We start from the raw sequence: 17,698 nt of genomic DNA on the forward strand, positions 1-17,698 counted from the left end.
CCACCTTCACACCTTTGATAAGAATATGAGTGAAGGTGGTAATTATTAAGTTCCAACGAGCCGTAATCTTTTAATGCCACCTTCAATTATACTTCCGCTATCAGCTGCACTTACAAAATCTGCCCACCACTGTATCATGGGACGCCGTTGCTCCAGGTAGTCACTGCGGTTATAGGCACGACGCACCTCGTTTTTATCCACATGAGCAAGCGCATCTTCGATGACATCAGGTGAAAAACCTTGTTCATTGAGTGCGGTGCTGGCAATTGACCGTAGGCCGTGTGAAACGAGTACTCCACCTAATCCGGCACGTTTAAGCGCTGCATTTACTGTTTGGCTGTTCATTGATTGAGTTGGTTTGATACGACTTGGGAATACATACTCCCTAGCACCGTTCAGAGGCTTCATCATCTCCAGAATGGCTAAAGCCTCATCTGCTAAGGGGACGATATGCTCCCTGTTCATCTTCATTCTTGCAGCAGGGATTTTCCATTCTTTGGCTTCAAGGTTGATTTCATCCCAGCGGGCTTCTGAGGCCTCGGCTGGGCGCGTTATGGTGAGCAATTGCCACATGAACAAGCAGCGTGTTGAAAGTCCAATGTTTGCTGTACGCATTGTCTGCATTAGCTCGGGCAATTGGTCTGGACGAATACTGGGCATATTCTTCTTTTGAGGCTTTTCAAAGGCTTTACCGATATTAACGCTCGGAACGGCGTCAATGAGCCCGGTATTTTGAGCGTATACCATCACTTCATTAATGCGCTGGCATAAGCGCCTGACCGTTTCCAGGGCCCCTCTGGCTTGAACTGGTTGTATGGCTTTGACCAACGTATGGGCTTTGATGTCGGTAATGCAGATTTCACCAATAACAGGAAAAACGTCTCTCTCCAAAGAACGCCAGATATCTTCAGCATAATTTTCAGTTACGCTAGTTTTCTTCACATTCCACCAACGTTCGGCAATCAATTTGAAAGTGTTGGTTTTGGCTTCTTGTGAAGACCGGAGTTGCTCTTTCTGATGCTCAAGAGGATCGATCTGCTTTGCAAGTAACGCACGCGATTCTGCTCTCAGCTTGCGTGCTTCAGAAAGTGTGACCGAAGGGTAGGCTCCAAAACTCTGCTTAGTGCGTTGTTTCGTGAAAGGGCGATAGTAGCGAAATTGCCAGAGTTTACTGCCGCTCGATTTGATTAGCAGTGACAGGCCATCTCCGTCATACAGAAGATAATCTGCATCTTTAGATTTTGCTGCTTTGATTTCCGTATCGGTCAACGGCTTGGTTTGTCTTGCCATGATCAGTCTCCGCTCTTGTAGGCCCAACGAAAACCATAATAGTTTTCATTGGGCCTATCAATGGGCCCAAAAGGATTGGATTTAATTAGGTGACTTCAGACTAGAGAGGATACAAAAAAGCCCGCAGGGCTTACGCCATGCGGGCTTTTAGGACTTCGTTGGATGGCTCTGGTAACCATCAACCAAGAATTTGGTGGAGCTGGCGGGAGTTGAACCCGCGTCCGAAATTACTACACCGTCGGCACTACATGCTTAGTCAGTCTTTACATTCGCCGGCCAGCTGCGGACAGACACGCCACTGACAAACTAGCCTGATTAGATTTAGTGCTTCAACCCCAGGCAAGGCATCCACACGATCTCTTTTGGGTTTGACCTCTCTTGATCCCCGTCTTAAGAGCGGAAGCTAGGGAGAGAGGGCTTCAAAGCAGGTTATTAAGCTGCTAAAGCGTAGTTTTCGTCGTTTGCGACTATTTTTTTGCGGCTTTTTACGAGGCAAACCGCCCCTCGGCATGCTCCTAAGGCTTCACAATCCCGTCGAGTCCAGAATCAGCCCCAAGAAATTTCAATACTACAGACAAGTGACGTCAAAATCCAGCGCTTAACGCTTTGAATTCTTCATAATACGCGCTTTGTCCATCTTCCATTCGCGCTCTTTCACGTCGTCACGCTTGTCGTGCTCTTTCTTACCGCGTGCCACACCGATCTTCAGTTTAGCCCAGGCATTCTTCCAGTACATCGACAGCGCAACCACGGTAAAACCTTCGCGGTTGACGCGACCGTACAGTGAATCGAGTTCGCGTTGTTTCAGCAGCAGCTTGCGGCTTCGCGTGGGATCACACACCACATGCGTTGAAGCAACCGCCAGCGGCTGGAAAGTAGAGCCGAACAGGTAAGCTTCACCATCGCGCAGCAGTATGTAGCTATCGCTGATGTTAGCCTTACCCGCACGGAGTGATTTGACTTCCCATCCTTGCAACGACATACCCGCCTCGAACTCTTCTTCAATGAAGTATTCATGACGTGCGCGTTTATTGAGGGCAATAGTGGCTGAACCGGGTTTGTTAACTTTTTTCTTTGTCATAGTGCGGCGTAGTCTACATCACTCAGTTTATGGGCGCATCCCCTGTCCGGCAGGGCGGTAAAAAACACTCCATTTTAGCACAGCAAGCAAAGCCGTGAATTTTTGTTTGGTGACTGAAAATGGTATTATTCAATGGTTTTGTGATGAACAGGAACCATTATGGCCCAGATTAGTCGTTCAGCGCTGGTCCCTTATAGCGCTGAGCAGATGTACCGTCTTGTGAATGACGTGGATGCTTATCCTCAGTTTCTGCCGGGCTGCACCGGCAGTCGCGTGCTGGATAACAGCGGAGATCAAATGACCGCGGCCGTTGATGTCTCGAAAGCCGGCATCAGTAAAACTTTCACCACGCGCAACACGCTGATTAGCAACCAAAGCATATTGATGCAGTTGGTTGATGGTCCGTTTCGTAAATTGACCGGCGGCTGGCATTTCACTTCATTAGGGGATGATGCCTGCAAGGTTGAGTTGAACCTCGATTTTGAGTTCACCAATATGCTGGTAGAAATGGCATTCGGCCGCATCTTTAAAGAGTTGGCAAACAGCATGGTGCAGGCGTTCAGTCAGCGCGCGAAAGAGGTTTATCGTGCCTGATATCAGCGTGGAAGTGGTTTACGCACTGCCTGATAAGCAGTATTTGCGTGCCGTAACGCTTGAAGAAGGCGCAACCGTTGAGCAAGCGATCAAGGCTTCGGGGTTGCTGTCACTGCGTAAAGATATTGACCTGAACTCGAATAAGGTTGGTATTTATAGCCGCCCGGTAAAATTGGGTGATGCTGTGCAGGATGGTGATCGCATTGAGATCTATCGTCCGCTGATTGCCGACCCGAAAGAGTTGCGGCGTCAACGCGCAGAGCGTTCAGCTGAGAAGAAATAGTCAGAAAGTAAAAACTAAAAAAGGCGCTTAAGCGCCTTTTTTATTACCGTTCACTTAGCCGTCTTTGCCAGTGAGCTTCGGCTTATTGTCGATGTTGGTCAACGTTCCGTTGCTGTCAAAGGTCAGCGTCAGCGTTTGCTGTTTCACACCTTCATGGCCTGGTTCCTGACGGAACACGTAATACCAAACGTTGCTGCCAAACGGATCGCGCATCATCGGCGTACCGAGCGTGTAGGCAACCTGCTGCTGCGTCATGCCGTTATGAATCTTTGACACATCGTTGGCGACCAGGTAATTCCCCTGATTGATATCCGGACGATACACAACGCGCTCAAGAGTGGAACATCCAGCGGTCATCATCAACATTACTACTGCCGCGGCAGTCAGCGTTTTACAGCGCATCTATACATTCCTTTTCTGGGGCCAAACGCCTTTCAGCAGGCTATTTTTTTGCCATCAAATTCTGAACTCTGCCTGCGGCAGGCTTTATTACTCAGACGACATAACTGCCGATGATAATAAACCTTTTCGCTATTTGAAACCTCTACAGAGCAAGCATATGACCACCAGCCGGGAAAAAAGTGCGGTATCAGGCGGCTAAAAGTTCTTTAGCGTTGGCCAGCGTGTTGCGCGTTACCTCGCTGCCGCCCAGCAAACGCGCCAACTCTTGCAGACGCGCGCGTTTATCCAGCGGCTGCATATGCGTTTCTGTCATCGCGCCATCGGTCTCTTTGCTGACGTAGAAGTGCTGATGACCGCAGCCGGCAACCTGCGGCAGGTGCGTGACACACATCACCTGCGTTGACTCGCCCAGTTGACGCAGCATTTGGCCGACGACTGCAGCGGTTGGGCCGCTGATCCCGACATCCACCTCATCGAAGATCATTGCTGGCGTTTCCATTTTCTGTGCGGTAATCACCTGAATCGCCAGAGCAATACGCGACAGCTCACCCCCAGATGCCACTTTGCCCAGCGGCTGGAGCGGTTGGCCTGGGTTCGTCGTAACGCGGAAATCAATGCGCGTTGCGCCATCTGCAGTAAGTTGATCGGCATTGAACTCCAGCACAATAGCAAACTGTCCGTGCGGCATTGCCAGCGTGCGCATGCTTTGCGTGATCAGATGGCTCAATTCTTGAGCGGAGTGCTCACGCAGTTGATGCAGATTTTCAGCACTCACTAACGCGGCTTTGTGGTGAGCGACAACTTCAGACTGCAAGGTTTCCTGATCGCTCTCTTGCTGCGAAAGCAGTTCCGCTTCATCCAGCAGCTGCTGATAAAGCACCGGCAAAGTTTCAGGTGAGACATGGTGCTTACGCGCCAATGCAATCTGCCGTGACAGACGTTGCTCCAGCTCATGCAGACGATTGGGATCGAGATCCAGACGTTCGCAGTAATGACGCAGTTCATCGCTGGCTTCACTGAGCTGAATCGCGGCTTCCTCCAGCAGATTGAATACGCCGCTGACTTTATTATCCAGCGTCACCAGTTCGCCCAGCATGTGGCGGGCGCTATACAGCAGGCTCTGAAGATTGGTGTCATCACCATCGGCGAGAATTTGCAGCGCCTGCTGGCTGGTAGACAGCAACTGGCCGCTGTTCGCCAGGCGTTTGTACTCTTCATCAATCTGTTCAAATTCGCCCAGCTGCGGGGCGAATTCATTGAGTTCTTTCAACTGATACTGCAGCAGCTCGCGACGGGATTCACGCTCTTGAGAAAGCTGCTGATGCTGCGCCAGCGCGCGGCAACTCTGATGCCAGCGCTGATAGTGCTGGCGCATTTCAGACAGCAAATCATCGTGGGCTGCATACGCATCCAGCAGATGTTTTTGATGATCGGATTTGAGCAGCAACTGGTGAGCATGCTGGCCGTGAATCTGAATCAGCAACTGGCCCAGTTCACGCAACTGTGACAGCGGCACCGACGTGCCGTTGATAAAGCCACGCGAACGACCATCCGCGCTAATCACACGACGCAGCAGACACTCATTGCCTTCATCCAGCTGATTCTCCACCAGCCAGCGTTGTGCGGAAGGTGAAGCTTTGAGCTGGAAACGGGCGCAGATATCAGCGCGACCGGCACCCTGACGCACCATATCTGCTTCAGCGCGGCCGCCCAGACACAGGCCCAGCGCATCAATGGCGATGGATTTACCTGCGCCGGTTTCACCCGTGATCGCCGTCATACCACGATGAAAGTCGATCTCCAGTTCACGAACGATAGCAAAGTTACTGATGGTCAGTTGTGCCAGCATAGAATCACCTGTATGTAAAAACAGATATGGTTTTACATACAGTATATCCTGGTTTTTTATACAGTAAAGTAGTCAGCGCTGATTTTCAGAACAATTTTTTAGACCAGCCCAGCTTTGAGCTTAAGGTATTGAAATAGTTGTAATTTTTTGGGTGAATAAGATTGAGATGATTGGCGCTGCGGCGGATCAGGACATCTTCACCTTCCTGAATCGGCAAGGCAATCTGGCTGTCGCAACTGATCTCGAGATCGCTGCGCAGGGAAGAAAAACGCAGGCGGATGGTGCTGCTGCTGTTGATCACCAGCGGACGCGCAGAGAGCGTGTGCGGGAACATTGGCACCAGCGTAATCGCATCCAGTGAAGGCGTCAGAATAGGGCCGCCAGCCGAAAGCGAATAGGCGGTGGAGCCGGTTGGCGTGGAGATAATCAAACCATCGGAGCGCTGTGAAAAGGCAAACACCTCATCAATATAGACTTCGAATTCAATCATATGCGCAACTTTACCGGGATGCAGCACCACTTCATTAATGGCGCTACCAATGCGCGGCGAGCACGCTTCTTTGCACACCTGCGCCTCCAGCAAGAAGCGGCTTTCGACGAAGTAATCGCCCTGCAGCACATCGTCCAGCTGCTGTTGTGCGTTGTCCGGATCGAGATCGGTGAGAAAACCGAGGTTGCCACGGTTGATGCCAATCACTTTGATGTCATAGCGCGCCAGCACGCGGGCAGCCCCAAGCATGTTGCCATCGCCACCAACCACCACAGCTAAATCAGCGCGTTGACCAATATCCGCAAGGCTGCCGGTTTGGGCATTTTTCAAATCCAGTTCGCGCGCAATCTGCTGCTCGACAATCACCTCATAACCCTTTGCCGTTAGCCAGCGCCAGAGCATTTCATGGGTGGTTAACGCAGTAGGATGGCGCGGATGGCCGACAATCCCGATGCAGTTAAAGTGTTTGTTCATTTAGCGCGAGTTCCTTATAAGCCAAAACGGCCAGGCAATGTGATGGGTTTACTTGAAACCGTCAAACTGATCCCCATAATAAGCCAACCAGCGAGATGAATGTGCAAAACGCGGAGAAATTCATGAGTAGTAAAGAACAGAACACCCCAAACGAGCAAGTCTCAGACGAAATTCGACAGGATCAGCAGCACGTGGACGCAGAGACAACCGCTGAGGTGGATCCGCGTGATGAGCGTATCGCGCAACTGGAAGCCGAGTTAGCCGTGTCGCAAACCGGCGTGCGTGATGCACAGCTGCGTGCGCAGGCGGAGATCGAAAATATCCGTCGCCGTGCTGAAATGGATGTGGAAAAGGCGCATAAATTTGCGCTGGAGAAATTTGCCAACGAGCTGCTGCCCGTGATCGACAGCCTGGAGCGCGCGTTGCAAGTGGCAGACAAAGAGAACGCTGAACTGGCTTCGATGATCGAAGGTATCGAGCTGACGCTGAAGTCGCTGCTGGGCGCGGTGCGTAAGTTTGGCGTGGAAGTGGTGGGCGAAACCAATGTGCCATTTAATCCAGAGATCCATCAGGCGATGTCGATGATGGAATCAGAAGAGATGGCGCCAAATCACGTGCTGATGGTGATGCAGCGCGGTTACACCCTCAATGGTCGCCTGCTGCGTCCGGCGATGGTGGCAGTGACCAAAGCCAAAGGCTAATCTGTCGCTGTAATAACAACGGCCGCTTAATGCGGCCGTTTGTTTTTTTAAGGCAGCACCGGCATCCAGTCAATCGGTGACTGGCCCGATTGACTGAGCAGCGCGTTTGCCTGCGAGAAGTGTTTACTGCCAAAAAAGCCGCGATGCGCGGAGAGCGGAGAAGGGTGCGGCGCTTTCAATACATGATGACGTTGCGTATCAATGATGCTGCCTTTCTTCTGCGCATGCGAACCCCACAGCAAGAAAATCACCCCTTCGCGATGCTGATTGATGGCGCTGATAACGTTATCGGTAAAGGTTTCCCAGCCAAAGCGCGCGTGCGAATGCGCCTTACTGGCTTCCACCGTTAACACGGTGTTCAACAGCATCACGCCTTGCGTTGCCCAGCTTTCAAGAAAACCGTGCGTAGGACGCACAAAGCCGGGCATATCCTGCTCCAGCTCTTTGTACATATTCAGTAATGACGGCGGGATCGCCACGCCGGGCAGAACAGAAAAGGCCAGACCATGCGCCTGATTCGGGCCGTGATAAGGATCCTGGCCCAAAATCACCACTTTGATATCGCCCAGTTCGGTCAGCCGAAAGGCATTAAACACATCCTTCTGCGGCGGATACACCGTTACCCCGGCAGCGCGTTCATTGGCCACCGCTTTAAGCGTTTCCACGAAGTAAGGTTTCTCTTTCTCTTCAGCCAGCACGTCGTGCCAGGTCAGCTTCTCAGCCATCGTTGACTCCCTGCAAAATAGTGCGCCTAGCTTAACGTGTCGGACTCAACAGCAGAAGGGTAAAAATAATTTGAATATTTACGTAAAAATTTAATTGCCGAAGTTGTTATGAATCAATTTGTTAGCTTTTCAGCTTGCAATCGTGACTGGACGAAATTGATACAGGTCAAAACGGCGCTTTTCCTGCAGTGATATACCACAGCATTCCAAAACCTTATGAACCTCGCTGTCCAATTGCGACAGCGTAAAGCCCTGGAGACCTACTATGATTACCGGTATTCAAATTACTCAGGCAAATAATCCACAGCTGTTGAACTCATTCTGGCTGCTGGACGATGATAAAGCCGAAGCGCGCTGCCTGTGCGCCAAAGGCGATTTCGCAGAAGATCAGGTTGTTGCTATCAGCGACCTCGGCGAAATCGCTTACCGTGAAATTCCACTTGAGCAGAAACCGCAGGTGCGCATCGAAGGTGGTCAGCATCTGAACGTTAACGTGCTGCGCCGCGAAACGTTGGAAGATGCCGTCAATCATCCGGAAAAATATCCGCAGTTGACCATTCGCGTATCGGGCTATGCCGTGCGCTTTAACGCGCTGACGCCAGAGCAGCAGCGTGACGTGATTACACGTACATTCACCGAAAGCCTGTAATTGCAGCGCTGACGAAAAGACACACAGCAATACAAGCCGCGCCAATGTTGATTGGCGCGGCTTTTTTTTATCTGGCGAGTTTAAAAGAAAGGCTTCTTCAGGGCGTTTGATAGCGAAAGCGCGTTTTCGCTACGCTTAAAACAAAAAATCGCCTCAAAAGAGGCGATTAATTACAGCGAGTGCTGTTTTATTCCGCACCAGACTCTGGTGCATCGCTACCGCTTGGCTTGCGGCGTTTACCCACATTTTTGGTATCGCGATGGCGTTGTTTGACGCGCGGTTTCTCTTGTTCTTTCTCTTTACGCTCTTGACGCTTCGCAAGGGCTTTTTTCGACGGTTTTCCCGTCACTTTAGCACTTGGCGCACGGCTTTCTGGACGCAGCTCATCAATCACACGCGCTTTCACCGGCTCGTTGATGTAACGGGTGATTTTGCCCAGCAGCACGTGATCGTGCGCTTCAACCAGCGAGATCGCGGTACCTTTACGGCCCGCACGCGCGGTACGGCCGATGCGGTGCAGATAGGTATCGGCGGTGCGCGGCAAATCGTAGTTAATAACGTGCGAGATATCGTCAATGTCGATACCGCGAGCAGCAACGTCGGTCGCAATCATCACCTTCACGCGGCCATCATTCATACGTTTGATGGCTTCGTTACGGTTGACCTGCACCATTTCGCCTTCGAGATAGCTGGTGCGAATGCCCGCTTCATGAAGCCAGGTGACCAGCTCATGCAGGCGCTCACGTTTGCGCACAAACACGATGACGCGCGTGGCGTCTGGCTGTTTCAACAGGTGAATCAGCAGTTTGTTTTTGTGCTCGAGATCGTCGGCACGGTAATACCATTGCTGAATCTTTTTACGTTCGCTTTTGCTTGGGTCGGCCTCAATAAAGACTGGCTCGTTGAGCAAACGCTCGGCGAAGTCTTTGATGTGATCGCCTTCCAGCGTCGCCGAGAACAGCAGCGTCTGTTTGCGCCAGCGGGTTTCTGCCGCGATGGTTTCGATGTCCTGCGCAAAGCCCATATCGAGCATGCGGTCAGCTTCATCGAGAATCAGCGTTTCTACTGCGCGGCAGTCAAAGTTCTCTTCTTTGATGTATTGCAGCAAACGGCCGGTAGTCGCGACGACGATGTCCTGGTTTTCGCTGAACACTTCGGCATGGTTCATATACGCCACGCCACCGGTGATGGTCGCGATATCCAGATGCGTGTGTTTAGCCAGTTCGCGCGCGTGATCGGCAACCTGCATCGCCAGTTCGCGCGTTGGGGTGATGATCAGAATGCGTGGTGGGCCTGATTTCTTGCGCGGAAAATCGAGCAAATGCTGTAAAGCGGGCAGCAAAAACGCTGCAGTTTTCCCCGTCCCGGTTGGAGCCGAACCCAGAACGTCACGGCCTTCCAGCGCGGCAGGAATGGTCTCGGCCTGAATAACAGTAGGGCGAGTGAAGCCTTTTTCCTGCAAAGCTTGTAGCAGGCTTTCGTCGAGTTCGAGTTCGGAGAATGTGGTTACGGTCATGGTCTACCTCAGTTTGGGGCGCTGATTATAGACAGAACGAATATAATCTTCATCTGTTTGTGTAGGTATTACAGGCGCAGGTGAATTCCCATCGCCACCACGTTACACTTCCGGCAGTAAAAAATTCAATGGTAGTGAAGTATGTCTCAGGACCAGCCGCACGCGCGGCCGACGTTAAGAAAAGATGGTTTTACCTTTAAGCAATTTTTCGTGGCGCACGATCGCTGTGCGATGAAAGTCGGCACCGATGGCGTGTTAATCGGGGCCTGGGCGCCAGTAGCCGGCGCGCGTCGCATCCTCGATATTGGCTGCGGCAGTGGCTTGATTGCGCTGATGCTGGCGCAACGCACGCCCGATTCGGTTGAGATTGATGCAGTCGAACTAGAAGCCAGCGCGGCGCAGCAGGCGCAGGAAAATATGCAGGCTTCGCCGTGGGCGGATCGCATCCATGTGCACCATCAGGATATTGTCAGCTGGAGCGAACAGTGTGAAAAACGCTTTTCGCTCATCGTCAGTAACCCGCCTTTTTTTGCGCCCGGTATGGCAACCGGCAGTGTCGCGCGTGATAACGCACGCAGCACCGCCACGCTCGACCATCTGACGCTGCTGCGCTGTGCCGCCCAGCTGATTGAAGAAGAAGGGCTATTTTGCGTGGTGCTGCCGGCTGAAGCCGGCGAAGCATTGATTTCACTGGCGCTGGCGGATGGCTGGCACCTGCGTTATCGCTACGATGTTGCCGCCTATGCGCAGCGCCCGCCGAATCGCGTGGTGTTAGGCTTTTCTCCAACCGCCGGCGAAACCTTGCTGGAACGTCTCGCCATTCGTGACGAAGATAAAAGCTATTCAGCCGACTGGCTCAGCCTGGTGACAGATTTTTACCTGTTCCGCTAACTTCGGGCTGCAGGATGGTCGGTAACGCTTCTTCCAGCAGATCGGGATTGTCGAGGGTAAAGTGCAGCCCTCGGCTCTCCTTCCGCTCCAGCGCACAGCGCACCATCAGTTCGGCGACCTGCACCAGATTGCGCAGCTCCAGCAAATTGTTAGAGAGACGGAAGTGCGCGTAGTACTCGTCGATCTCCTGTTGCAGCAAATTAATACGTCGCAGCGCGCGCTCCAGACGTTTGGTGGTGCGCACAATCCCCACGTAATCCCACATGAATAATCGCAGTTCATGCCAGTTATGCTGGATCACCACGCGCTCATCGGCATCATCAACGCGGCTTTCATCCCACGCGGGCAGATGCTCGACCGCCGCGACGTCCGGCAGGCGGGCAATCATATCTTCAGCCGCCGACCAGCCGTAAACAAGGCACTCGAGCAGGGAGTTAGACGCCATACGGTTTGCGCCATGTAAGCCGGTGTGGCTCACTTCGCCAATTGCATACAGTCCGTCAACGTCAGTGCGGCCTTGCTGATCAACCATCACGCCGCCGCAGGTGTAATGCGCGGCTGGCACAATCGGAATCGGCTGTTTGGTGAGATCGAGGCCAAAGGTCAGCAACTTTTCGTAAATCATCGGGAAGTGCGCGCGCACAAAGCTTTCCGGCTGGTGGCTAATGTCGAGATACATACAATCGACGCCCAGCCGTTTCATCTCATGGTCAATGGCGCGCGCCACAATATCGCGCGGCGCCAGCTCGGCACGCTCATCAAAGTCAGGCATAAAGCGTGTACCGTCAGGACGCAACAGCCAGGCACCTTCACCACGCAGCGCTTCGGTAAGCAGGAAGTTTTGCGCTTGTGGATGGAATAAACAGGTGGGATGGAACTGATTAAATTCGAGATTCGCCACGCGGCAACCGGCGCGCCACGCCATCGCAATACCATCGCCGGAAGCTACGTCTGGATTGGTGGTGTATTGATAGACTTTTGCTGCGCCGCCGGTGGCTAACACCACGGCGCGCGCGCGACAGGTTTCCACCTGTTCACGTTTACGGTTCCAGATCCACGCGCCCACCACGCGGCGCTTGCCGGGCAGGCCAAGCTTATCGGAGAGGATTAAGTCCACCGCATTGGTGCGTTCGATAATGCGAATGTTGGGATGGCTCAGCGCCTGGCTGACCAGCGTGGTTTCCACCGCGCGGCCAGTAGCATCGGCGCTGTGCAGAATGCGGCGATGGCTGTGCCCGCCTTCGCGCGTGAGGTGGTAACGCGCTTCACCATCAGCTTGCGGCTCTTTATCGAAGGCAACACCGTTATCAATCAGCCACTGCACGCAGTGACGCGCATTGCTGGCGATAAAGCTCACCGTTTCGCGGTCGCACAAGCCGGCGCCAGCAACCAGCGTGTCTTCAACGTGAGATTCGATGCTGTCTGTTTCATCAAACACCGCCGCAATCCCGCCCTGCGCATACAGCGTTGATCCCTCATTCACCTGCGCTTTACTCAGCACGGTAACCTGATAATGCGGCGCTAAGCGCAGCGCTAACGATAAACCTGCCGCACCGCTGCCGACGATGAGGACATCACACTGATATTCCGGGAGAGAAGTCATGGTGTTTAATTTACTAAACAAAAGGTGGCTTGAGCATAAGCCGGGATGGGGATGCTGTGAAGTATTTTGAACAAATTGCGCGGAAAAATTCTTCAGCGAGTAGAGATAGTAGCGTGAATTCAGTAAGTTAACTCTGAAATTGAGCACAATGTGTTTTTTATATCAAACACTCTGAAAATTCAGGTAATAAAGGTGAAAATGACGGCGTCATAAGGTACTCTGCCAGCGATTATCGGTGCCGCAAAAGACACCACCAGCGTGGCGAGTCGCTACACTGAAAGACAATCAACAACAATGATGTCGTGGTTCCGATACGGAAAAATTCTGGTCGTAGTGAACTTCGGGCCAATTGGTCACTCTAAGCGCATGCTTGCTCAGAATAATGAGATGTGCTGGCAGTTCACTTACGCATAAAAAAGTTTTGGGGAGATATTACCTCGGATGAGCGAGCAGTTAACGGATCAGGTTCTCGTTGAGCGGGTTCAGAAGGGAGATCAAAAGTCCTTTAATTTACTGGTGATTCGATACCAGCATAAAGTGGCGAGCCTGGTTTCACGCTATGTTCCGTCAGGCGATGTGCCTGATGTGGTTCAGGAATCTTTTATCAAAGCGTATCGCGCACTGGAATCGTTCCGTGGCGACAGCGCCTTTTATACATGGCTGTACCGCATCGCGGTAAACACAGCGAAAAATTATCTGGTTGCTCAGGGGCGACGTCCGCCATCCAGTGATGTGGATGCTATTGATGCGGAAAATTTCGAAAGTGCAGGTGCACTGAAAGAAATTTCGAACCCTGAGAACTTAATGTTGTCTGAGGAACTGAAACAAATTGTCTTTCGCACCATTGAGGCGCTTCCCGAAGATCTTCGTATGGCCATTACCCTCAGGGAATTGGATGGTCTGAGTTACGAAGAGATTGCCGTCATCATGGATTGTCCGGTCGGTACCGTACGTTCGCGTATCTTCCGTGCACGAGAGGCTATTGATAATAAAGTTCAACCGCTTATCCAACGTCAGTGATAACGGCTACTGGAAGGGTACCAAGGCATGCAGAAAGAAAAACTTTCCGCTTTAATGGATGGTGAAACTTTAGATAACGAGCTGTTGGCATCGTTGTCGAAGGATGCGGATCTTCAGCACAGCTGGGAAAGCTACCATCTCATCCGCGACACCTTACGAGGTGATATCGGAGAAGTGCTGCATTTTGATATCTCCGCACGCGTGGCTGCGGCCATCGAAAACGAGCCGGCACGCAAAGTCACTCCGCTGATCCCTGAAGCGCAGCCTGAACCGTCACGCTACGAGAAGATGCCGTTCTGGCGTCGTGGTGGCAGTTGGGCGGCACAGCTGACGCAAGTCGGTGTGGCTGCTTGTGTCTCACTGGCGGTGATTGTCGGTGTTCAGCACTACAACAGCTCACCAACTGGCAGCGCGACTGAAACCTCCGATTCACCGGCATTCAACACCTTGCCGATGATGGGTAAAGCGTCACCGGTCAGCTTAGGCGTGCCTTCTGAAGCCTTCGACACCAACAGCTCTAATCAGCAGGTGCAGGAACAGCGTCGTCGCGTGAATGCCATGCTGCAGGATTATGAACTGCAACGTCGTCTGCATGCCGATCAGGTTCAGTTTGAGAAAAACGATCCGCAACAGGCTCAGGCTAATGTTCCCGGAAATCAGTCGTTAGGAACTCAGCAGCAGTAATGAAGCAGCTTTGGTGTGCCGTTAGCCTGCTGGCAGGCAGCCTGTTTTGCTCATCTATCGCCTCGGCGCAGACCTCTGCGTCCGGGGCGTTGTTGCAACAGATGGAGCAGGCAAGCCAGAACCTCAACTACGAATTTGCCTACATCAATGTCTCGCGTCTCGGCATTGAATCTCTGCGTTATCGCCACGCGGTTATCGACAATCGTATCTTCGCCCAACTGTTGCAGATGGACGGGCCGCGCCGTGAAGTGATTCAGCGCGGAAACGACATCAGCTATTTCGAGCCGGGATTAGATCCCTTCTCGCTGCCGGGCAATCACATCATTGATGCGTTACCCGGTTTGATGTTCGCCGACTTCTCCCGTTTGGGTGAGGCCTACGATTTCATTCCGGTGGGCCGCTCGCGCATGGCCGATCAGATGTGCGAAGTGGTGCGCATCGTGTCACGCGATGGCACACGCTACAGCTATGTCGTGTGGCTGGATGTGGACACTAAATTGCCGCTGCGTATTGATCTGCTCGATCGAGACGGTGAAACGCTGGAACAGTTCCGCGTAATCAGCTTTGCCGTCGATGAAGGCGTACGCAATCTGATGCAAGGGCTGGAGAAGGCCAACTTGCCGCCATCGCTGTCGTTACCGGCCGGTGACAAAGTTGAACTCAGCTGGCAGCCAAACTGGCTTCCGGCGGGCATGAAACTGATCTCACAAAGCCGCCGCGATATCCCGTCGATGAACAAAACTGTCGAATCGCGCCTGTACAGTGATGGCCTGTTTAGCTTTGCAATCAACGTTACGCCAGCAGATAAAAGCAGCAGCGTGCAGGCATTGCGCACTGGGCGTCGTACGGTGCAGACAGAAGTGCGCAATAATAACGAAATCACGGTAGTGGGTGAGTTACCGCCAGCCACTGCCAAACGTATTGCGGACAGCATAGATTCGGGTTCACCAAAATGATGAAAGAATGGGCCACCGTGGTGGCGTGGAAAGAAGGCATCGCCACACTGCACACGGAAGCGAAAACGTCTTGTAACAGCTGCTCAGCGCGTAAAGGCTGCGGCAGCCATGCGCTTAATCAACTGGGGCCGAAAAATGCCCACGTGATGACTATCCCCAGCGCGCAGCCGTTGCAACCCGGCCAGCGCATTGAGTTAGGCATCCGCGAAAGCAGCCTGCTGGGTTCTGCCTTGCTGGTTTACATGACGCCGCTGTTTGGCCTGTTTTTAGTGGCTGGCATCTTCCAGATGCTATTCGCCAGCGATCTGGCTGCGGCCTGTGGCGCGCTGTTGGGCGGCATTGGCGGCTTTATCGTCGCGAAAGGTGTATCCAAACTCTTCGGCGATCGCGAGGCTTTCCAGCCGGTGATTCTCAGCGTTGCGTTACCGCCTGATGCGTTGCGCGTGGAAAGCGAAGCCTGATCCCCGTCCAGGCCGCATTTGATGCGGCCTTTCCCAATCGGCTTAACCGCTGAAATCTGTTGCGATTCCCCACAGTTCCATTCTTTAACGCGCGGCGTTAACAGTGTAATATGCGTCGTCATTAATGAGGCCGACAGGGTTCCGGGTAAAGCTCACTTTCCTGAATGTGTCTGTGCTCAAGTTTCCCACTGATTTTCTACGTGAAGATATTCATATAAATGAAGCACATACGAAATTTCTCCATCATCGCTCACATTGACCACGGCAAATCAACGCTCTCAGACCGTTTGATTCAAATTTGTGGTGGCCTGAGCGATCGTGAGATGGCGGCGCAGGTTCTGGACTCCATGGATCTGGAACGTGAGCGCGGCATTACCATTAAAGCGCAGAGCGTGACGCTCGATTACAAAGCGCTGAACGGTGAAACTTACCAGCTCAATTTTATCGATACACCCGGTCACGTTGACTTCTCGTATGAAGTTTCCCGCTCGCTGGCGGCGTGTGAAGGAGCATTGCTGGTGGTCGATGCAGGGCAGGGCGTTGAAGCTCAGACGCTGGCAAACTGCTACACCGCAATGGAAATGGAAATGGATCTGGAAGTGGTACCGGTACTGAACAAAATCGACCTGCCTGCCGCCGATCCAGAGCGCGTAGCGGAAGAGATTGAAGATATCGTCGGCATTGACGCGACCGATGCGGTGCGTTGCTCGGCGAAAACCGGCGTCGGAGTGCCCGACGTGCTGGAACGTCTGGTGCGTGACATCCCGCCGCCAGAAGGCGATCCGGAAGGTCCGCTGCAGGCGCTGATCATCGATTCCTGGTTCGATAACTACCTTGGCGTAGTATCGCTGATTCGTATTAAGAACGGCACGCTGCGCAAAGGCGACAAAGTTAAAGTCATGAGCTCGGGTCAAAGCTACAACGCTGACCGTCTCGGCATCTTCACGCCGAAGCGTGTTGATCGCAACGAGCTGAACTGCGGTGAAGTAGGCTGGCTGGTGTGTGCGATTAAAGACATCCTCGGCGCACCGGTGGGCGATACGCTGACCTTGCAGCGCAATCCGGCGGAGAAAGTGTTGCCTGGCTTCAAGAAAGTGAAGCCACAGGTTTACGCCGGTCTGTTCCCAATCAGTTCTGACGACTATGAAGCGTTCCGTGATGCGCTGGGCAAATTAAGCCTGAACGATGCGTCACTGTTCTACGAGCCAGAGAGCTCAACGGCGCTGGGCTTCGGTTTCCGCATCGGCTTCCTCGGTCTGCTGCACATGGAGATCATTCAGGAACGTCTGGAGCGTGAATACGATCTGGATCTGATCACCACCGCGCCAACCGTAGTGTATGAAGTGGAAACCACCGATGGTGAAACCATCTACGTTGATAGCCCGTCGAAGCTGCCACCGCTGAATAATATTGCTGAGCTGCGCGAGCCGATTGCGGAGTGTCACATGCTGCTGCCGCAGGAGTTCCTCGGCAACGTCATTACGCTGTGTATCGAAAAACGTGGCGTGCAAACCAACATGGTTTACCACGGCAAGCAGGTTGCGCTGACGTATGAGATTCCGATGGCGGAAGTGGTTCTCGACTTCTTCGACCGTCTGAAATCAACCTCGCGCGGTTATGCCTCGCTGGATTACAACTTCAAACGTTTCCAGACCTCTGACATGGTGCGTGTCGACGTGATGATTAACTCAGAACGTGTTGATGCGCTGGCGCTGATTACTCACCGTGATAACTCACAATATCGTGGCCGCGATCTGGTAGAGAAGATGAAAGATCTGATCCCACGTCAGCAGTTTGATATTGCGATTCAGGCGGCAATCGGCAACCACATTATCGCTCGCTCAACGGTAAAACAGCTGCGTAAAAACGTCCTGGCGAAATGCTATGGCGGTGACGTGAGCCGTAAGAAGAAACTGTTGCAGAAGCAGAAAGACGGTAAGAAGCGAATGAAGCAGGTCGGCAACGTTGAGCTGCCGCAGGAAGCATTCCTTGCCATTCTGCATGTCGGTAAAGACAGCAAATAAGGATT

At 52.7% G+C, this 17,698-nt stretch carries 18 protein-coding genes and 1 other RNA gene; 10 read left to right on the forward strand and 9 right to left on the reverse strand.

The features are described from left to right. Positions 1-45: 45 nt before the first annotated feature. The 3 genes from HX773_RS07260 to smpB all read right to left on the reverse strand — a co-directional run bounded on the left by HX773_RS07260 (position 46) and on the right by smpB (position 2,371). The gene (locus HX773_RS07260) at positions 46-1,290 is read right to left on the reverse strand and encodes an integrase (RefSeq protein WP_176971021.1); all 1,245 of its coding nucleotides are present in this window, start codon (positions 1,288-1,290) and stop codon (positions 46-48) included. 191 nt (positions 1,291-1,481) lie between these two features. Beyond that, positions 1,482-1,844, reverse strand: a transfer-messenger RNA (tmRNA) gene (gene ssrA / locus HX773_RS07265). Between the two features lie 44 nt (positions 1,845-1,888). Continuing rightward, positions 1,889-2,371 (reverse strand): SsrA-binding protein SmpB, encoded by a 483-nt coding sequence (gene smpB, locus HX773_RS07270; RefSeq protein WP_007886141.1) that lies wholly within the window; start codon positions 2,369-2,371, stop codon positions 1,889-1,891. Between the two features lie 159 nt (positions 2,372-2,530). Between smpB and HX773_RS07275 the strand changes: the two genes are divergently transcribed. Together HX773_RS07275 and HX773_RS07280 are read left to right on the forward strand one after the other, a co-directional pair. After that, complete coding sequence (locus tag HX773_RS07275) at positions 2,531-2,965, forward strand: type II toxin-antitoxin system RatA family toxin (RefSeq protein ID WP_008101549.1); 435 nt, start codon at positions 2,531-2,533, stop codon at positions 2,963-2,965. Next, positions 2,958-3,248, forward strand: a complete 291-nt coding sequence (locus HX773_RS07280; protein WP_137386307.1) for an RnfH family protein — start codon at positions 2,958-2,960, stop codon at positions 3,246-3,248. Before HX773_RS07275 ends, HX773_RS07280 begins: the two co-directional genes overlap by 8 nt. A gap of 54 nt (positions 3,249-3,302) precedes the next feature. Here HX773_RS07280 and bamE read toward each other — a convergent pair whose 3' ends face one another. The 3 genes from bamE to nadK form a co-directional block, all read right to left on the reverse strand. Further along, positions 3,303-3,650 (reverse strand): outer membrane protein assembly factor BamE, encoded by a 348-nt coding sequence (gene bamE / locus HX773_RS07285; RefSeq protein ID WP_176971022.1) that lies wholly within the window; start codon positions 3,648-3,650, stop codon positions 3,303-3,305. Positions 3,651-3,837: 187 nt separating this feature from the next. Continuing rightward, the gene (gene recN, locus HX773_RS07290; protein ID WP_176971023.1) at positions 3,838-5,499 is read right to left on the reverse strand and encodes a DNA repair protein RecN; all 1,662 of its coding nucleotides are present in this window, start codon (positions 5,497-5,499) and stop codon (positions 3,838-3,840) included. A gap of 85 nt (positions 5,500-5,584) precedes the next feature. Then, entirely contained in the window at positions 5,585-6,463 is an 879-nt protein-coding gene (gene nadK, locus HX773_RS07295) for an NAD(+) kinase (RefSeq protein ID WP_061718023.1), read from the reverse strand. 122 nt (positions 6,464-6,585) lie between these two features. Here nadK and grpE point away from each other — a divergent pair, with 122 nt between their 5' ends. Continuing rightward, the gene (gene grpE, locus HX773_RS07300) at positions 6,586-7,164 is read left to right on the forward strand and encodes a nucleotide exchange factor GrpE (RefSeq protein ID WP_176971024.1); all 579 of its coding nucleotides are present in this window, start codon (positions 6,586-6,588) and stop codon (positions 7,162-7,164) included. Between the two features lie 47 nt (positions 7,165-7,211). Here grpE and ung read toward each other — a convergent pair whose 3' ends face one another. Then, positions 7,212-7,889: a uracil-DNA glycosylase gene (gene ung / locus HX773_RS07305; protein ID WP_008101537.1), complete on the reverse strand. Its 678-nt coding sequence runs from the start codon at positions 7,887-7,889 to the stop codon at positions 7,212-7,214. 265 nt (positions 7,890-8,154) lie between these two features. Here ung and grcA point away from each other — a divergent pair, with 265 nt between their 5' ends. Next, positions 8,155-8,538: an autonomous glycyl radical cofactor GrcA gene (gene grcA, locus HX773_RS07310; protein ID WP_008101535.1), complete on the forward strand. Its 384-nt coding sequence runs from the start codon at positions 8,155-8,157 to the stop codon at positions 8,536-8,538. A gap of 187 nt (positions 8,539-8,725) precedes the next feature. Here grcA and srmB read toward each other — a convergent pair whose 3' ends face one another. Beyond that, positions 8,726-10,054, reverse strand: coding sequence for an ATP-dependent RNA helicase SrmB (srmB, locus tag HX773_RS07315; RefSeq protein ID WP_061718017.1), 1,329 nt, complete (start codon positions 10,052-10,054; stop codon positions 8,726-8,728). 141 nt (positions 10,055-10,195) lie between these two features. Between srmB and HX773_RS07320 the strand changes: the two genes are divergently transcribed. Then, positions 10,196-10,945: a tRNA1(Val) (adenine(37)-N6)-methyltransferase gene (locus HX773_RS07320; RefSeq protein WP_176971025.1), complete on the forward strand. Its 750-nt coding sequence runs from the start codon at positions 10,196-10,198 to the stop codon at positions 10,943-10,945. Here the strand turns inward: HX773_RS07320 and nadB are convergent. Beyond that, the gene (gene nadB, locus HX773_RS07325) at positions 10,911-12,548 is read right to left on the reverse strand and encodes an L-aspartate oxidase (protein ID WP_176971026.1); all 1,638 of its coding nucleotides are present in this window, start codon (positions 12,546-12,548) and stop codon (positions 10,911-10,913) included. The genes HX773_RS07320 and nadB overlap by 35 nt on opposite strands. A gap of 441 nt (positions 12,549-12,989) precedes the next feature. Here nadB and rpoE point away from each other — a divergent pair, with 441 nt between their 5' ends. The 5 genes from rpoE (at position 12,990) to lepA (ending at position 17,693) form a co-directional block, all read left to right on the forward strand. Next, complete coding sequence (gene rpoE, locus HX773_RS07330) at positions 12,990-13,568, forward strand: RNA polymerase sigma factor RpoE (RefSeq protein WP_007886161.1); 579 nt, start codon at positions 12,990-12,992, stop codon at positions 13,566-13,568. Between the two features lie 27 nt (positions 13,569-13,595). Continuing rightward, positions 13,596-14,252: an anti-sigma-E factor RseA gene (gene rseA, locus HX773_RS07335; RefSeq protein ID WP_176971027.1), complete on the forward strand. Its 657-nt coding sequence runs from the start codon at positions 13,596-13,598 to the stop codon at positions 14,250-14,252. Beyond that, on the forward strand, positions 14,252-15,208 hold the full coding sequence (gene rseB, locus HX773_RS07340) for a sigma-E factor regulatory protein RseB (protein WP_110868278.1): 957 nt from the start codon (positions 14,252-14,254) through the stop codon (positions 15,206-15,208). The genes rseA and rseB overlap by 1 nt, the downstream gene beginning before the upstream one ends. After that, complete coding sequence (rseC, locus tag HX773_RS07345) at positions 15,205-15,669, forward strand: SoxR-reducing system protein RseC (protein ID WP_176971028.1); 465 nt, start codon at positions 15,205-15,207, stop codon at positions 15,667-15,669. The genes rseB and rseC overlap by 4 nt, the downstream gene beginning before the upstream one ends. Before the next feature lie 218 nt (positions 15,670-15,887). After that, positions 15,888-17,693 carry a translation elongation factor 4 gene (gene lepA / locus HX773_RS07350; protein ID WP_176971029.1) on the forward strand — a complete coding sequence of 602 codons (1,806 nt, stop codon included), beginning with the start codon at positions 15,888-15,890 and terminating at the stop codon, positions 17,691-17,693. Positions 17,694-17,698 lie beyond the last annotated feature (5 nt).

Source organism: Pantoea sp. B9002 (assembly GCF_013385945.1).
Lineage (GTDB): Bacteria > Pseudomonadota > Gammaproteobacteria > Enterobacterales > Enterobacteriaceae > Pantoea.

Excerpts from the sequence above, each read along its gene's own strand:
- HX773_RS07260 (WP_176971021.1), bottom strand. The coding sequence starts at position 1,290 with ATGGCAAGACAAACCAAGCCGTTGACCGATACGGAAATCAAAGCAGCA.
- smpB (WP_007886141.1), bottom strand. The coding sequence starts at position 2,371 with ATGACAAAGAAAAAAGTTAACAAACCCGGTTCAGCCACTATTGCCCTC.
- HX773_RS07275 (WP_008101549.1), top strand. The coding sequence starts at position 2,531 with ATGGCCCAGATTAGTCGTTCAGCGCTGGTCCCTTATAGCGCTGAGCAG.
- bamE (WP_176971022.1), bottom strand. The coding sequence starts at position 3,650 with ATGCGCTGTAAAACGCTGACTGCCGCGGCAGTAGTAATGTTGATGATG.
- recN (WP_176971023.1), bottom strand. The coding sequence starts at position 5,499 with ATGCTGGCACAACTGACCATCAGTAACTTTGCTATCGTTCGTGAACTG.
- nadK (WP_061718023.1), bottom strand. The coding sequence starts at position 6,463 with ATGAACAAACACTTTAACTGCATCGGGATTGTCGGCCATCCGCGCCAT.
- grpE (WP_176971024.1), top strand. The coding sequence starts at position 6,586 with ATGAGTAGTAAAGAACAGAACACCCCAAACGAGCAAGTCTCAGACGAA.
- ung (WP_008101537.1), bottom strand. The coding sequence starts at position 7,889 with ATGGCTGAGAAGCTGACCTGGCACGACGTGCTGGCTGAAGAGAAAGAG.
- grcA (WP_008101535.1), top strand. The coding sequence starts at position 8,155 with ATGATTACCGGTATTCAAATTACTCAGGCAAATAATCCACAGCTGTTG.
- srmB (WP_061718017.1), bottom strand. The coding sequence starts at position 10,054 with ATGACCGTAACCACATTCTCCGAACTCGAACTCGACGAAAGCCTGCTA.
- HX773_RS07320 (WP_176971025.1), top strand. The coding sequence starts at position 10,196 with ATGTCTCAGGACCAGCCGCACGCGCGGCCGACGTTAAGAAAAGATGGT.
- nadB (WP_176971026.1), bottom strand. The coding sequence starts at position 12,548 with ATGACTTCTCTCCCGGAATATCAGTGTGATGTCCTCATCGTCGGCAGC.
- rpoE (WP_007886161.1), top strand. The coding sequence starts at position 12,990 with ATGAGCGAGCAGTTAACGGATCAGGTTCTCGTTGAGCGGGTTCAGAAG.
- rseA (WP_176971027.1), top strand. The coding sequence starts at position 13,596 with ATGCAGAAAGAAAAACTTTCCGCTTTAATGGATGGTGAAACTTTAGAT.
- rseB (WP_110868278.1), top strand. The coding sequence starts at position 14,252 with ATGAAGCAGCTTTGGTGTGCCGTTAGCCTGCTGGCAGGCAGCCTGTTT.
- rseC (WP_176971028.1), top strand. The coding sequence starts at position 15,205 with ATGATGAAAGAATGGGCCACCGTGGTGGCGTGGAAAGAAGGCATCGCC.
- lepA (WP_176971029.1), top strand. The coding sequence starts at position 15,888 with ATGAAGCACATACGAAATTTCTCCATCATCGCTCACATTGACCACGGC.